This window comes from Paraburkholderia sp. RL17-337-BIB-A (genome assembly GCF_046025895.1).
Taxonomy (GTDB): domain Bacteria; phylum Pseudomonadota; class Gammaproteobacteria; order Burkholderiales; family Burkholderiaceae; genus Paraburkholderia; species Paraburkholderia fungorum_C.
Genome location: NZ_JARESY010000003.1, coordinates 1,310,343 through 1,325,090 on the forward strand (window position 1 = coordinate 1,310,343; position 14,748 = coordinate 1,325,090).

Annotated in this window: 6 protein-coding genes and 4 pseudogenes; 6 read left to right on the top strand and 4 right to left on the bottom strand. The window is 61.5% G+C overall.

Translation table 11 applies throughout. The features are described 5' to 3' along the window. Positions 1-3: 3 nt before the first annotated feature. Positions 4-1,480: pseudogene (locus P0D84_RS44390) on the bottom strand (ATPase domain-containing protein). Between the two features lie 236 nt (positions 1,481-1,716). On the opposite strand from P0D84_RS44390, the gene istA reads away from it, so the two are divergent. Next, positions 1,717-3,264, top strand: coding sequence for an IS21 family transposase (istA, locus tag P0D84_RS44395; protein WP_408349372.1), 1,548 nt, complete (start codon positions 1,717-1,719; stop codon positions 3,262-3,264). A 12-nt stretch (positions 3,265-3,276) separates the two neighbouring features. Next, complete coding sequence (gene istB / locus P0D84_RS44400; protein WP_408349375.1) at positions 3,277-4,035, top strand: IS21-like element helper ATPase IstB; 759 nt, start codon at positions 3,277-3,279, stop codon at positions 4,033-4,035. Positions 4,036-4,875: 840 nt separating this feature from the next. On the opposite strand, the gene P0D84_RS44405 is transcribed toward istB, so the two are convergent. Continuing rightward, positions 4,876-5,508 carry a TetR/AcrR family transcriptional regulator gene (locus P0D84_RS44405; protein ID WP_408349378.1) on the bottom strand — a complete coding sequence of 211 codons (633 nt, stop codon included), beginning with the start codon at positions 5,506-5,508 and terminating at the stop codon, positions 4,876-4,878. 129 nt (positions 5,509-5,637) lie between these two features. Here P0D84_RS44405 and P0D84_RS44410 point away from each other — a divergent pair, with 129 nt between their 5' ends. Both P0D84_RS44410 and P0D84_RS44415 read left to right on the top strand, forming a co-directional pair. Further along, positions 5,638-6,612: an SDR family NAD(P)-dependent oxidoreductase gene (locus P0D84_RS44410; RefSeq protein WP_408349380.1), complete on the top strand. Its 975-nt coding sequence runs from the start codon at positions 5,638-5,640 to the stop codon at positions 6,610-6,612. 161 nt (positions 6,613-6,773) lie between these two features. Continuing rightward, positions 6,774-7,520: an SDR family oxidoreductase gene (locus P0D84_RS44415; RefSeq protein ID WP_408349383.1), complete on the top strand. Its 747-nt coding sequence runs from the start codon at positions 6,774-6,776 to the stop codon at positions 7,518-7,520. A 275-nt stretch (positions 7,521-7,795) separates the two neighbouring features. Here P0D84_RS44415 and P0D84_RS44420 read toward each other — a convergent pair. Continuing rightward, positions 7,796-8,894, bottom strand: a pseudogene (locus P0D84_RS44420) (IS5 family transposase). 417 nt (positions 8,895-9,311) lie between these two features. Here P0D84_RS44420 and P0D84_RS49135 point away from each other — a divergent pair. Then, positions 9,312-11,371: pseudogene (locus P0D84_RS49135) on the top strand (IS91 family transposase). A gap of 396 nt (positions 11,372-11,767) precedes the next feature. Further along, positions 11,768-13,463 (top strand): annotated as a pseudogene (locus P0D84_RS44435) (site-specific integrase). 351 nt (positions 13,464-13,814) lie between these two features. On the opposite strand, the gene P0D84_RS44440 reads toward P0D84_RS44435, so the two are convergent. Beyond that, complete coding sequence (locus tag P0D84_RS44440; RefSeq protein ID WP_408349386.1) at positions 13,815-14,453, bottom strand: cysteine hydrolase family protein; 639 nt, start codon at positions 14,451-14,453, stop codon at positions 13,815-13,817. Positions 14,454-14,748 lie beyond the last annotated feature (295 nt).

Consider the following 14,748-nt stretch of genomic DNA (forward strand, 5'->3'; position numbering starts at 1 on the left):
GCGCTAGCTGTCGTATCGGCCAACATTCCCTGCGGCGGCCCCGCGACCGGCAAGTACACCTGCCGCACCCTGGAAAGCGTCGATGACATCGAGCCCCTTCTCGGTGATGACGAGCTCCCGAAGCGAAGAGTCGTGGGCGCTTTCCCGCTGCTTGACCACGGAGATCATCCGATGCAGACCGGTGTCCGTTTCTGCATAGCGCAGCAAAATGAGATTCTCGGTCATGGCCGACAGACGCATCCCGCGCATAACGGCGGGATCGGCATAAAACGGCACTTCCTCTGTGAGAAGCGTCGTCACCCCTGCTTCGCGTAACTGGTGAGTCAATGCGTTCAGGAACAGACCGAACCGGCCCGTGCGCATTGCTGAGTCGCGAAATCCTTCGATACCGTCGAGCATTAGTCGCGTCGCGCCGGTGTGCTTCACCGTAGCGAGAGCGGTGGCTGCCAGTTCGTCTATGGCCAGTTCAATGGCGGGTTGCCACTGGACGGTCAACCGCCCATCGTCGCAGGCCGCTCGCAACGCGATCGAAACGGACTCGGCCTTGCCAATCAGCCGTTGTGGCGACTCATAGAAGCCAAGGTAGACGCACTTTTCGCCGCGTTGCGCGCCGGCCGCCAGGAACTGAAGCCCAAGAAGTGTCTTGCCGATTCCCGATGCGCCCATCAGCGTGGTCGTGGAGCCCTTTATAAACCCTCCGGCCAAGCAGCGCATCAAGGCGTGGAATACCGGATCCGAGGCGTGATCGGAGGTCGGCCGGACCCGGCTGAGATGCACATTGTGCTTCCAGCCGTGGAAACATGACATGGCCGCTGTCCGTTATCCGGAAGAAATGCTTGCCTAGTATGTGGTCGCGGGCGCGCATCTTGTGCACTTCTATTTCACGGGTGCGCCGCATGCCGTCGCTGTAGCGGTTGAGTTCGATCAGGCCATCTACAAGCGTATGCTCCGGATGTGGCTCATTGCCCGACAGAGGAGCCAGCAGCAACGTCGTGCAGTTCATCGCGGCAACCAGCGCGTTCAGCTCGTGGATGAATTTGGATAGCGCGAGGTCCGTTTCGCTGAATTCGCGTGCGCTGCGAAAGCCGTCAACGATAAGCAGACTCGGGCGATACTGATGAAGGCTCGATGCAACCTGCTTCAGGAAGCCATCAAGTCCACCCTGCATAAGCGCGTGATAGCCCGAGACGAAAAACATCTTCTCCGCGACCGCGTTCTCGTCAAAGAAGCTGAGGCCGCTCAGATGCCCGAGAAGCTTGTCGTGCGATTCAGCGATCAAGGTCATATACAGCACCTTCTCGCCCTGAAGGACGCGATGGAAGCCGATCTGGCTTGACAGGATTGTCTTGCCCGCTCCAGCCATGCCTTCAATCAGGTATAAAGCGCCGCCGACCAGACCGCCGCCGAGAATGGTGTCGAGGCCCGGTACGCCCGTTTCGACGTTCGAACGGTCCGAAGCCGGAGATGTATGAGTTGTCATTTTTTGAATCGTCTGCGAAGGTTCAACAAGGGTCCACCGCGGAATCAGCAGATTGAATATTCCACGCCAAAGTAAACAGGGATTCCACGGGAAAAAGAACACGAATTCCACGGCAAAGTGAATGCCGATTCCACGGCAAAAAGAACAGGGTTTCCACGCCATCGCGAACAGGATTTCGGGGTGGCGGCGACGCGGGTCAACGGTGGCACGATCGACGGTTTTGTCGGGAGTGCCGAATGGCGAATGTCAGGTTGACCATGCGAAAAATCAGGGAAGTGCTGCGGCTGCATTTCGAGTGCGACCGCAATCAGAGGGAGATCGCGGATGCGGTCGGCGCCTCGACAACAACGGTGTGGCATTACCTGCGCCGCACGCGGCTGGCAGGGCTGAGCTGGCCGCTGCCAGCGGAACTGCTGACGGACGACGCGGCGCTCGAGGCGAGGCTGTATCCGCCGCCGGCACGGCGCGAGCCAACGCGCGGCATGCCGGACTGGCCGACGGTGCATCGCGAGATCGGCAGGAAGGGCGTCACGCTTGATCTGCTGTGGCAGGAATACAAGGCGCAGCATGCGGACGGCTGCGGCTATAGCTGGTTCTGCAAGGCTTACCAGGAATGGGCGCAGCGGCTGCCGGTCACGATGCGGCAAACGCACGTGCCGGGGCAGAAGCTGTTCGTCGACTACTCGGGCAAGAAGCTCGGCATCATCAATCCGGACACCGGCGAAATCCGCGAGGCCGAACTGTTCGTCGCCGCGCTCGGCGTGTCCGGCTATACATTCGCGGAACTCACCTGGACCCAGCAGCTTCCGGACTGGATTGGTTCGCACGTGCGTGCCTTCGCGTTTTATGACGGCCTGGTGGAAATCCTGATCCCCGACAATCTGAAATCGGGCGTGCACAAGCCGGGGTTCTATGATCCGGACATCAATCCAACCTACCAGGAAATGGCCCGGCATTACTCCGTGGCGGTCATCCCAGCCCGGAGCAAGAAACCCCGCGATAAGCCGAAAGCAGAGCTGTCGGTCCTTCTTGTGCAGAGATGGGTTCTTGCCCGTCTGCGCAACCAGCGCTTCTTCAGTCTGGACGGAGCAAACCGGGCGGTCGCCGCATTGTTGAGCGATCTGAACAACCGGCCCTTCAAGAAATTGCCCGGCTCCCGCCGTAGTGTCTTCGACGAGATCGATCGCCCGGCGCTCAGGCCGTTGCCCGAGCGGCCGTATCAGTACGCGGAATGGAAAGTCGCACGCGTCGGCCCGGACTATCACGTTGAGCTCGATCAGCACTACTACTCGGTGCCGTACCGCTACGCGCGCGAGCAGGTCGACATGCGTCACACAGCCAACACCGTCGAAATCTTCCATCGTGGCCAACGCATTGCCGCCCACGGCAAAAGCGCCCGCCCTCGCCACCACACCACGATCGACGCGCACATGCCCCCCGAGCACCTGGCTGTCGCGAAAGGCTGGGATCCGCAGCGGCTGCGCAGCTGGGCCGCCGACATCGGTCCGCATACGGCGGCCGTCATCCAGCACCTGCTGGTCGCCCGCAAGCACCCACAGCAATACTATCGAACCTGCCTGGGCGTGCTGCGCATGGGCAAGGACTACGGGCGCGACCGCCTCGAAGCCGCCTGCCGCCGCGCCATCGATCTGAACGCGCCGAACTACAAGTTCATTGCCTCGACGCTGAAGAACGGCCTGGACCGGGAGCCCGAAGCGACTCCCGCCCAGGCTGACCTGCCGCTCATGCACGCCAACGTGCGCGGACCGTCTTATTACCATTGAAAGGGAGTCGTTATGCTGCAACATCCCACTGTCGATAAACTGCACGCGCTGCGCCTGTCTGGCATGGCCGCGGCGCTTGCCGAGCAACAGACCCAGGACGGCATCGACCGACTGGGCTTTGAAGAACGTCTCGGGCTGCTGGTCGAGCGTGAAGCCAGCGAACGTGACTCGCGACAAACAGCGGCCCGGCTACGCCGGGCTAGACTGAAGGTCCCCGACGCGTCGCCCGAGGACATCGACTATCGCACCGCCCGCGGGCTGGACCGGGCGCTCACCGCCCGTCTGCTGACCTGTGAGTGGATTCGGGAGCGGCAGAACCTGATCCTGGTCGCGCCAACCGGACTCGGCAAGAGTTGGTTGGGTTGTGCCTTCGCCATTCAGGCGTGCCGCCAGGGATTCTCCGCCTGCTATCTGCGCGTGCCAAAGCTCAACGAAGAACTGGCGATCGCACACGGCAGTGGACGTTACGCGCGATGGCTCGCGCAACTGGCCAAGACGGACCTCGTGATTCTCGACGATCTGGCCATGGCGCCGCTGACCGATTCGGCTCGGCGCGACCTGCTGGAGGTGCTCGATGACCGGCACGGACACCGATCCACACTGGCCACAAGCCAGATTCCGGTTGATCACTGGCATGAAGCGATCGGCGAACCGACCGTCGCCGACGCGATCCTCGACCGGCTCGTGCACAACGCACATCGCATCACCCTCGCGGGCGAATCACTGCGCAAGACGCGTAGCCGATTGACCGCGAAGCCCCAGTCCGAGTAAAAAGACAAAGGTCCCGCGTCGCTGCGCTCAGTTTGTTCGCGATGGCGTGGAATCCTTGTTCGCTTTGCCGTGGAATCACGATTCACTTTGCCGTGGAATGGCTGTTCTCTTTGCGTGGAATACGCACAGCAGATCGCCTAACTGTAAGCAAACCGTGTACCTGACCCGCTACGCGGCCAGAAAAGCGCGCCCGACGGAGTACGCCGGAATTTTACCTCCGCGGTATCCTTTGTGATCGTCGATTTCGACGCAGCCGATAGTACTGATCCAATGAGGGGGTAGCAGTGTGCTGCCTCGTCGATGGGCTCGAACTTCTGCCCTCGGCCAGGAACGGCCGGTTGTGAAGGGCCGCTTCGGAGTAGCCTACCCGGAACCCTAGAAGCCTCATCGGACACGAGCATGCGCCACTACAACGGACGTTGGGACGAAGATCGAGGTGACGAATTTGCCTAGTAGGGAGCTTCCGACTGGTACTTCGAGGCCTGGCCGAAGAAGACCGTAGTGCGGCAGATGGAGGTGTACGACGCGGCAGTCGTTCTGCAGTACGACCAACAGCATCTTGAGGTGATTCGGAGTTGTCACAAACAAGCCGTGCGATGCCGCGGAGTTTCCAGTTGCCGAGATTGCGCACAACGATTTCGAGAGAGCATGGTCAACTCATGCTGCCGCGAATCGCCGCCCGAGAGGGACCGCGCTTGGGGCCAACTGGCTTACAGGCTTCGACTTCCAAATCAAGGTGATCCCTCCTATCCCAACGGGAAACGATCGATCGGGGTTGAGGGGCGCGCGAAGCGGCAACTATCAAAGCCTACTGCCCCGCAACGCCCCTTAACGCCGGCATCAACTTTCTGGCGCCGCGTTTCCACGACGCGGTTGGAGCACCAGGTCGGCCGCTTCCTCAGCATCTTTGAGGAGCGTCTTGCGCGGCGTGCCTAACTGCGCACGCATGGTCAGCCCACGCGCTAAATCCGTGACTTGGGTTGCGCGCGCGGCTACGGGAAAGTCGGACGGGATTTCTCCCGCGCTGATTGCGTCCCGGAAACGACCTTCCACCAGCGCGGTGCCACCGGCGGCCGCGTTTTGCAGGAGCTGCCGAACCTCAGGGTCGTCCACAAGCGGCGCGACGCACACCAGAAGGCAGCCCCGGGCAGACCCTTTCTCGGTCGCGCTTTCGACGGCGTACCTCAGAAAGCCCGTGATCGAGTCGCGAAGACTCTGTGGCGAGAGGAGTGCCTTCGCGGCTGACGCGCCCTTCCGTTCTGCGTACCCCCTAAGGACGCGCAGGAATATCGCCCGCTTGTCCCCAAAGACGGCATACAGGCTCGGCCGTCCCACACCCATCCCGGCGACGAGATCGTCAATCGTCACTCCATCGTAGCCTTTCGACCAGAACACCTGAATCGCCTTTTCCAGCGCCCCCGTCTCGTCGAAGCTGCGTGGTCGACCCGGCGACCTAGCGGTATTTTGAATCATTTGGTTCAAAACTCCTTGACAACTTTTACGGCACCAATATATAACCGAATAGTTCTAAATTAACAAGCCGTTTCTGGCCCTGCGGGGCCTCACGACTCGGCCTTCACCCTTCACCACACGGAGACACCTATGGAACATTCGATCGCGGTCGTCACTGGCGCCACCTCCGGGCTCGGCTATGCCGCAGCTCGCACTCTTGCCGGAGAGGGCTGGCGCGAGATCATCATCACCGGACGCAGCCTGGCTCGGGCCAAGGAAGCGGCCGCTCAACTCGCAGCGGAAACCAAAAGACAGGTCCTAACGCCGCTGGAGTTGGAGTTGGACACGCCGGCCAGCGTCCAGTCCGCGCTCGCCGAGCTGGTCAAACAAGGTCGGCCGGTCGATTTCCTGCTGCTCAATGCCGGATTGGTCCCAACCAAGAAGCGCGTGATCACTGCGGCGGGCGTTGAGGCTTCTCAGTCCCCGCTGATCGGCCATCATCAACTGACTGTCGGGTTGCTTCGCGCCAACCTTCTTAGCCCCAACGCGCGGATTGTTATCGCCGGCGCGGAGCCTGCCCGGGGGGGCGTACCTATGTTCAAGTACACCGACGTGGACGCATTCGCTGCCAAATACCACCAGGGCGACCTGACCGCTGCTACGGAAGCCCTACTGCGCAACGGGCCGAACGTGAAGTACGTGCCCAACAATGCGTATGCTGACGCGAAGCTCATCATCGCTTGGTGGACCGCGGCGCTGGCCCGCCGGCTGCCCTCCGGCATGGCCGTGTACGCCGTATCGCCCGGTGGAGCGACCGACACCAAGGTGGTGCGAAACGCTGGCCCGTTGTTGAAGTATCTGTTTATCCCAATCGTGAACCTCATTCCCGGCATGAATCAAACGCCGGAGACCGCGGCCCGTCGGTACCTCCAGGCGTCGGAGTTCGGAACCGACGTCTCAGGGCAATTCTTCGCCTCGGCTCAAGGGAAGTTCTCAGGCCCAATTGAGGCGCAGCGCCACCCACACCTCCACGATGGCGCGAATCAAGAAGCCGCGTGGCAGGCCGTCGTCAACGTCTCTGGCGTCAACTGGTCGTACGCGGAATCGTTGCGCGCGGTGTCCTGAAGGCGCGGCGGTCGCGGCGAAATTGGTCGCGGTGATCGGAATCGGCAGGCGATTGCGGAGTTACATGATTGTCCACGGGTCTTACGGTATTTTGAAATAAATAGTAGTACAAAATAGTTAAATATCAGCAAAGCAGCCCTAACCTCTCAAGGAGAATACATATGAACCGGTACCAGGATAAAAAGGTGGTGATTATCGGCGGCACGAGCGGCATGGGGCTCGCGACAGCGAAGATGCTCCTCGATGGGGGCGCGCGGGTCCTGGTGACGGGTCGCTCGCAGGCCGGACTGGAATCGGCGCAGAAACAGCTTGGAACGGGCGCCATCGTGGTTTCGAGTGACGCGCGGTCGTTGACCGACATCGACGCCCTCGCCGCTCAGGTGAAGACCGAGTTCGACACCATCGACCTGCTTTTCGTCAACGCCGGGTTCAGCATTCCAACGCCTCTCGGGAGCGTGACCGAAGCCGTCTACGACGAAATGTTCAACCTGAACGCCAAGGGCCCCTTTTTCGCGGTCCAGATGCTCGCGCCGCTGATCAATCGGGGAGGCGCTGTCGTCCTCACGACCTCTGTCGCCAACGTCAAGGGACTGCCGGGCCAAGCCACATACGGAGCCGCCAAGGCTGCGCTGCGGTCATTCGCCCGGGTGCTCGCCACCGAGCTGCTCCCTCAGGAGATCCGCGTAAACGCGGTGTCGCCCGGCCCCATCGACACGGGCATCCTCGAAAAGGTGTTCCCTACGGAAGAGATGCGTACACAGGTCAAGGGGCACACCGTCGGCATTATTCCCATGAAGCGCTTCGGGACGTCGGAGGAAATCGCCAAGGCCGTCCTCTTCCTCGCGTTCGACGCGACCTTCACGACCGGCGCCGAGCTTCCGGTCGATGGCGGCTGGTCGCAAATCTGAACGCGGTACAGACCGCACGCATCACCAGACGGGGGCTTCACGATGAATAGGTTGGCAGCCATCCGTTGCTTGACCGGATGAGCGTCCGCTCCCGGGCGCTCGGTACGGCCAGGCCGATCGCAGTTTAGCACGCCGTTGAAATATCCGTCGTTGATGCGCTCAGATGCATTACGACGGATGCTGGGTTTGCACTTTTGAAACGCGGAACACGTTTGCGGGCATTCGGCGTTACTCGCGGGTTCACCATATCGGTGTTATCCATCGCTTCCTGCCCCTCAACCGGCAAGTGTGCGCATACGCGTCAGGTTGTAGCCGACCTGCGTCAGCACGAAGAGCTGGTCTACGCGTTCAAGTCCCCGATACATCGCTTGTCGAATTCGTCCGACTGTCTTGCCCCATCCGAACACCTGCTCAATGCGTTTACGTTTTTGCTGGCTGACCGCATAACCCGGCCAGCGCGTAGTTCGCTCGTCAATTGCTGAACCCCGGACGCCCATCGTTTTGCGCCACATGCGGCGTCACACGGTTCGCTCGACAACTGGCCACGAAACCGGCGGTGTCGTAGTTCTTGTCCGCGCCGACCGTGATGCCGAGCGGCGCAACACTTGCGGCGTCGGCAAGCATCAGCTCGGCCGCGTCGCGCTCGGCGGTGCCCGTCGCCAGCGTCACCTGTGCGTTGACCACCAGGCCATGCCGGTTGTCGGTCAGCACGTGGCCCATATAACAGAGCATCGCTCCAGTTCCTTTGCTCTTGCGAAACAGGCGCGCCTGCTCGTCCGTCGTGGATTGGTGCGTCTCGTTACTGCGCTTCTGTCCGTGCCAGTTGTCATTCGGCGCGGGCGGTTCGTCAGGAGGCGTGTCGTCTTTGTCCGGACTTGCCTTGGGCACAAAGCTCTTGTGCCCGGCCCATGCCTGAATCAACGTGCCGTCGACGCTAAAGTGCTCCCCGGAAAGATATCCGAGCTCACGCGCGGTCTCGACTGTCTCGTTGAAGAGCAACACCACCACATCGTGTTCGAGCAACCGGTCGCGGTTCTTGCTGAACGTCGAGTGGTCCCACACGGTCCCGTCCATCGGCAGGCCGACGAACCAGCGGAACAACATGTTGTAGGAAATCTGTTCCACCAGCATGCGCTCGCTACGAATCGAATACAGCACCTGCAGCAAAAGAGCTCGCACCAGCTTCTCCGGCGCGATGCTCGGCCGACCTCCTTTCGCGTCAGCCTCGTACATCCGCGCGAACACATCGTCCATGCGGTTAAGCGCGTCATTGAGCCAGGTGCGAATCGGGCGCAACGGATGGTCCTTCGGTACAAAATCGTGCAGCTTCAACACCGTGAACATTGACTCGGTAAAACCATCTGGCCCACGCATCCGTTCCATCTCGCTCTCATTGATGACATCAGTTCAACGTTTACCCCTGCGTCCCGGATGACCGCTACATGAGGTATTTCGCCGGGCTGTTAGGGTCGACAAGGGGCGGTCGCGCCATACCGACAGCGGGCCGTTCACGGACCCGGCGATGGGCTCACGAGATGTGAGGTCTCGGTCACAAATGCGCTTTCTGATCGGACCATTAAGATAACTATTCTTGCACTAAACCGCTGACGCGGTAGGGGTGGAGAGCGAGCGCCTATAACTGACGTTCATCAGAGATGGTAATCAGGCGCTGGATCATCAGCGAGGAGAAGCGGACGTTTCCAGGAGCAATATATGGATGCCCACCCGGGCTTCATCATTGCTTCCAGGAGGTGCGCCATGACGCCATTGCGTCAACGTATGTTACACGACATGCAGATCCGTAATCTCGCCGAAAATACTCAGCGATCCTATCTTATTCAGGTTTCAAGCTTCGCCCGGCACTTCCGCCGTTCGCCCGAGTTACTGGGTCCCGAGGAGATACGGGCCTGGCTCATCTATCTTCGGGAAGAGCGCAAGCTAGCGCCCGCCAGTCTCCACCCAACGATCGGTGCACTGCGCTTCCTCTACCGCGTGACGCTTAAACGCGACTGGAGCGACGAGGACTTTCCATTGCCGAAGAAGCCGCTAAGACTCCCCGTCATCCTGAGCCTCGATGAGATAGCAACCTTTTTCGACGCAATTCCCAGCCTGAAGTACCGTGCCATTCTGATGACCGCATATGCCGCCGGTCTTCGAATTTCAGAAGTGGCGCACCTGAAGACCATCGATATCGACAGCCAGCGCATGGTCATCCGCGTGAACCAGGGGAAGAACCGTAGGGATCGCTTCGTGATGCTCTCACCACGGCTGCTCGAGATCCTGCGAACGTACTGGCTCAATGCTCACCCTCGCGACTGGCTTTTTCCCGGCGACGTCCCCGGACACCCGATTACCACTGCCGCGATCTGGCAGGCATGCAACAGGGCACGACAGCGCAGCGGCATCCAGAAGCCGATTACGCCGCATGTGCTGAGGCACGCGTTCGCCACTCATCTGCTCGAAGCCGGTACTGATGTGCGCAAGATCCAACTGCTCATGGGCCACAGGGTCCCTTGCCACCACTTCGCGGTACCTGACGGTGGCCACGAGCGCCGTGTGCTCCACCACCAGCCCCTTCGACCTGCTTCCGCACCCCGCACCCATTCCGTCTGCGCCCGCTGTGCCAGAGGACGTCTGAACCCAGTCATGCGGCCGGCGATCGAAGTGGCAGACATCTTCCGCCGCTGCGGACCTCAGTATCGGCAAACCCATGCCGAGGGGCTCAGTCGTGTCCAGCGTCGCGTGATGAGCGCCATCGAACTGTGCCGCACCGCCGCGCTCGGCGCCCATCTCGAGCAGTGCAATACGTGCTCATATCAGCGCATCACCTACAACTCGTGCCGGCATCGCGCCTGCCCGAAGTGCCAGTCGCTCGCCCGCGCGCAATGGCTCGAACGTCGGCGCGCGGAACTCCTCTCATCGGTCGAGTACTTCCATGTCGTCTTCACGCTTCCCGAATCCATCGCCGCGCTCGCCTTGCAGAACAAGAAGACGCTCTACGATCTGCTGTTTCGCGCCAGCGCCGAGACGCTGCGCACGATCGCCGCCGATCCGAATCACCTGGGTGCCGAGATCGGCTTCATCACAATCCTGCATACGTGGGGCAGAATCTGCTGCATCATCCCCATGTGCATTGCGTTGTGCCAGGCGGGGGCATCGCGCCGGACGCCGAGCGCTGGATCGCCTGCCGTCCTGGCTTCTTCCTGCCCGTGCGGGTGCTCTCACGGCTCTTTCGCCGATTGTTTCTCGAACAGCTGCGCCGCGCGTTTGACGCCGGCGCGCTGCACTTCCGTGGCCAGCTTGAGCCGTTGCGTGACCCGCGAGCGTTCGCCGCCTGGCTCGCGCCCGCTGCTCACGCGGACTGGGTCGTCTACGCGAAACCACCGTTTGGTGGCGCCGAACACGTGCTCGACTACCTGGGCCGCTACACCCATCGCGTCGCCATCTCCAATAACCGGCTGCTTGCCTTCGACGAGCGCACCGTGCAGTTCCGCTGGAAGGACTACCGGCACGAGGCCAGGCAAAGGACCATGACGCTCACGGCCGATGAGTTCATTCGCCGCTTCCTGCTGCATGTGCTGCCCGAGGGCTTCAAGCGCATCCGCAGCTACGGATGGATGGCCAACTGCCACCGCTCTGACAGGCTCGCTACCTGCCGGCAACTGCTCGGCGTCGAGGCTCCCGCCGCTGCGTCAACCGAGCCCGGCGAAGACTACCGTGACCGCTACCAGCGACTGACCGGCAAGTCGCTGCGCGACTGCCCCGTGTGCGGCACGGGCCGCATGCTCCGCATTGAAAGTATGCCCGGTAGCCTCCCACGAGCCCCCCCAGGTTCCGTCCATGCGCACTAGTTGCCAATGCACCTGTTTCTGGACACGTTTGCCTATCCCGACGAGGCAAGCGCGGCTGCACTCGTACCTTCGATTCGTCGCAGCACCCGAATGGCACAAAAGTCAAAGCCTTGGTCCGCGGCTCACTACATTCGTGCGTCTCTCGCCACGCAGGCGTCACGCGATGGTGTCGAGCACAGGTGCGATAACCCACCACGAGCCTCGCAAATTACCGCGGCAGTCAATCACTGCCCATAGCGGTCACCGCCTGCGGAGCGGTTTAGCGCAAACGGTTTTTTCGTTACCGACCGCGGAGTGATCTCGATCGGCCTGGTGATGCGCCTGTAGCCGCGATCGCTAACGAAAAAACGCTCTGCAGTATCCCTGTAGCGACGTTTCCGAACTAAACTCGATGGCATGAAAACGCGCCTCACCTCAGCATCCGGCTCCGATCCCGACGATTTTCCTGATGCCGACGAACTCGCCATGCTGCGTGCCTGGTACGCCGGCATGCCGGTGCGTAAAGCCGCGGAACGCTACCTGCCGGATCGTGTCGGGGCAGGGCAGTCGGCACGCGGCCTGCTCGGCGAGCTTCGACGGCGACTGGCGAAGTTTGCGCGGCAGGTTGGCCGGCAGGATCTCGCTGCTGTTTTCGAGCACGCCGACGGTGAGCGTTTCCGGGAAGCGAAGAGCGTCGCAGATGCGATCGAAGTTCTGCGACATGCAGGCCCGCCGTCACCGCAGATCAGTGACGACATCGGCTTGTGGCTGCCGGCTCGCGCCGTTTCTGTGCTGCGTGCACAAGACATTGCGACTCTGGCGGACCTCACAGTGCGGATTCCGCGCCGACGTCAGTGGTGGAAAGCGGTCCCCGGGCTCGGCCCGGCAAGTGCAAGGCGGATCGAAGCGTTCTTCGCCGCGCATCCTGCACTGTCCGAACGGGCCCACGCGCTGATCGCGCTCAGCGGTCCTGGCGCAGTCGTCCCGTGGGAGTCGCTCCGGCTGCCACACGAGGTCGATGGCTCGTCGGGCGCCTTTCGCGCGCCGCGGCACACCTGCACGCTCGACGCCAACAACGATTACGCAGCCGTGCAGGCATGGCTGTCGCTGCACGAATCCCCTGCAACGCAGCGCGCCTACCGTAAGGAAGCTGAACGCCTGATCCTCTGGGCGATCGTGGACCGTGAGCGAGCCCTGTCGTCGCTCACGACAGAGGATGCGATCGCGTACAGAAGTTTTCTGCGTCGGCCGACGCCGCGCGAGCGCTGGGTGGGACCCATGCGCCCGCGCACCTCGCCGGAGTGGCGACCATTTTCCGGTGGGCTGTCGGCGCGCTCAACCGCCTACGCGCTGTCCGTGCTTGGCGCGATGTTCCGCTGGCTGATCGAGCAGCGCTATCTGCTGGCCAACCCGTTCGCTGGCGTCAAGGTGCGCGGCACCAGCCGCTCAACCGTGCTCGACACGTCCCACGCCTTTACCGAGGGCGAGTGGCTGCTCGCGCGGACGATCGCAGACGGACTCGAGTGGTCATATGGCTGGGAGACGCCGGCGGCGCAACGCCTGCGCTTCGTGCTGGACTTCGCCTATGCGACCGGTTTGCGAGCCAGCGAACTGGTCGGCGCCTGCCTCGGCAACATCGAAACCGACGCCCGCGGCGATCATTGGATGAGCGTTGTCGGGAAAGGCCGCAAGGCGGGTAAGGTCGCGCTGCCACCAGTGGCCCGCGGCGCGCTGGACCGCTATCTGGTGGAGCGAGGGCTCCCGGTCACGCCGACCCGGTGGCATCCCCGACACGCCGCTCATCGGCAGCCTCGAGCAGGACAGTGCGGCAGGCATCAGCGGTGTGCGGCTATGGGAGATCACTCGAAGATTTTTTGCGAAAGCAGCCGAAGTCGTTGAGGCGGACAACCCGGTACTCGCGGAAAAGCTGCGTCGCGCCAGCCCTCATTGGACTCGGCACACCCACGCAACCCACGCTCTCGCACGCGGCGCCGAGCTAACCACGGTACGGGATAACCTGCGTCATGCCTCGATTGCGACGACGTCGATCTACCTGCACAGCGACGAAGTCAAACGGGCCCAACAGATCCGGAACGCCTTCGCGGACAGATAGGGTTCCAGCTGAACCGCCCTGAACGGCATGATCTTTCCGGTTTATATAACCTGGATGCTTATGATAGGAATTCGCGCGTACCTTGTTCATACCCCTACATTCATAGACTGGGTCGATGGAAACCTCGAATAGCCCATCAGGCGCGTGCGAGCAGGCGGACGGCCGATGTCACCGCACGAGCAGTCATTCGTCGGCGACCCGCGACCGTCCCTTTGGCCGGGCACGGACTGACGCAGTTGGCCACGCTCCACCCGTGGCCCTTATATATATTCGAGCCAGGCTTTGAGACGTAGGAGCAACTCACAGCACTCCTCCGCATCGCGCTGACAGATCTCGCAGACGAAGAATCGCCTACTCTGAAAACTTGATCATGCTGGAGCGAGTCAGCGTAACGTTTTTGCTCACGCCGGCCGGCGCATTGGCTAGAATCCACGCGGCCGAGAGTTCGCCGAACGGGTCTCTGCTCGACATGCCATCAGTCGGGACCACTACCTTGAAGCCGCGCACCGCCGCTTCGCTTGCGGTGTACAACACTGCGCCGTGTGCCATCGTGCCGGTAACGATCACGGTTTGAATGCCCTTGTTCTTCAGAGCCGTTTCGAGATCGGTGTTGAAAAACTTGTCCACACCCGATTGCACGACCGTCTCGCCACCTTTGGCCGCGATAACCGGCGGCACCGCCGCCAGTGTGCCCGTGCTAGTCAGACTGTAGACGATCATCAGGTTCGCCTCGCGCGACTTGCTCAACAGATTGGCGACATACGGCAGTGAGGCCGCGCAGGTAGGACGCTCTTTGCTGTTGCAGGTACTGGTGTCGAAATCGAGCAGCAATAGCGCGGTATGACCTGGATCGGTAACGGTAAATGTCTTCAACTCTGGAGGCGGAGGCATCGGGACTGACTGCCAGGACGTGATGATGTCGGCTTGTGCCATACCGCAAAAGGGTAAAGCGAGCAGCAGCGCGCACAGTGCTCTTCGAACGTTACGCATAGACTCTCCGATATAACCTGCATGATATACAGCACCCACGGTGGGTAGGCTTTAGGGCCCGCGACCGTCATGCCGTCGTGGCCAAACAATTCTATTGGCCAAACCATTCAGACACCTGATGGTCGAGCGGCCGAATACGGACGACCGCTTCGAGGCCGCTACTGACCGATGCACTTGCCCAAAATCGACCCGTTGCGGGCAACCGAACGGAACGCACGCCCGTCGGCAATGGTTGCGACACCGGACGTTCGCGGTAATGATCTATCCAGCTTTTGTCGCATCGGTGACGCCGACT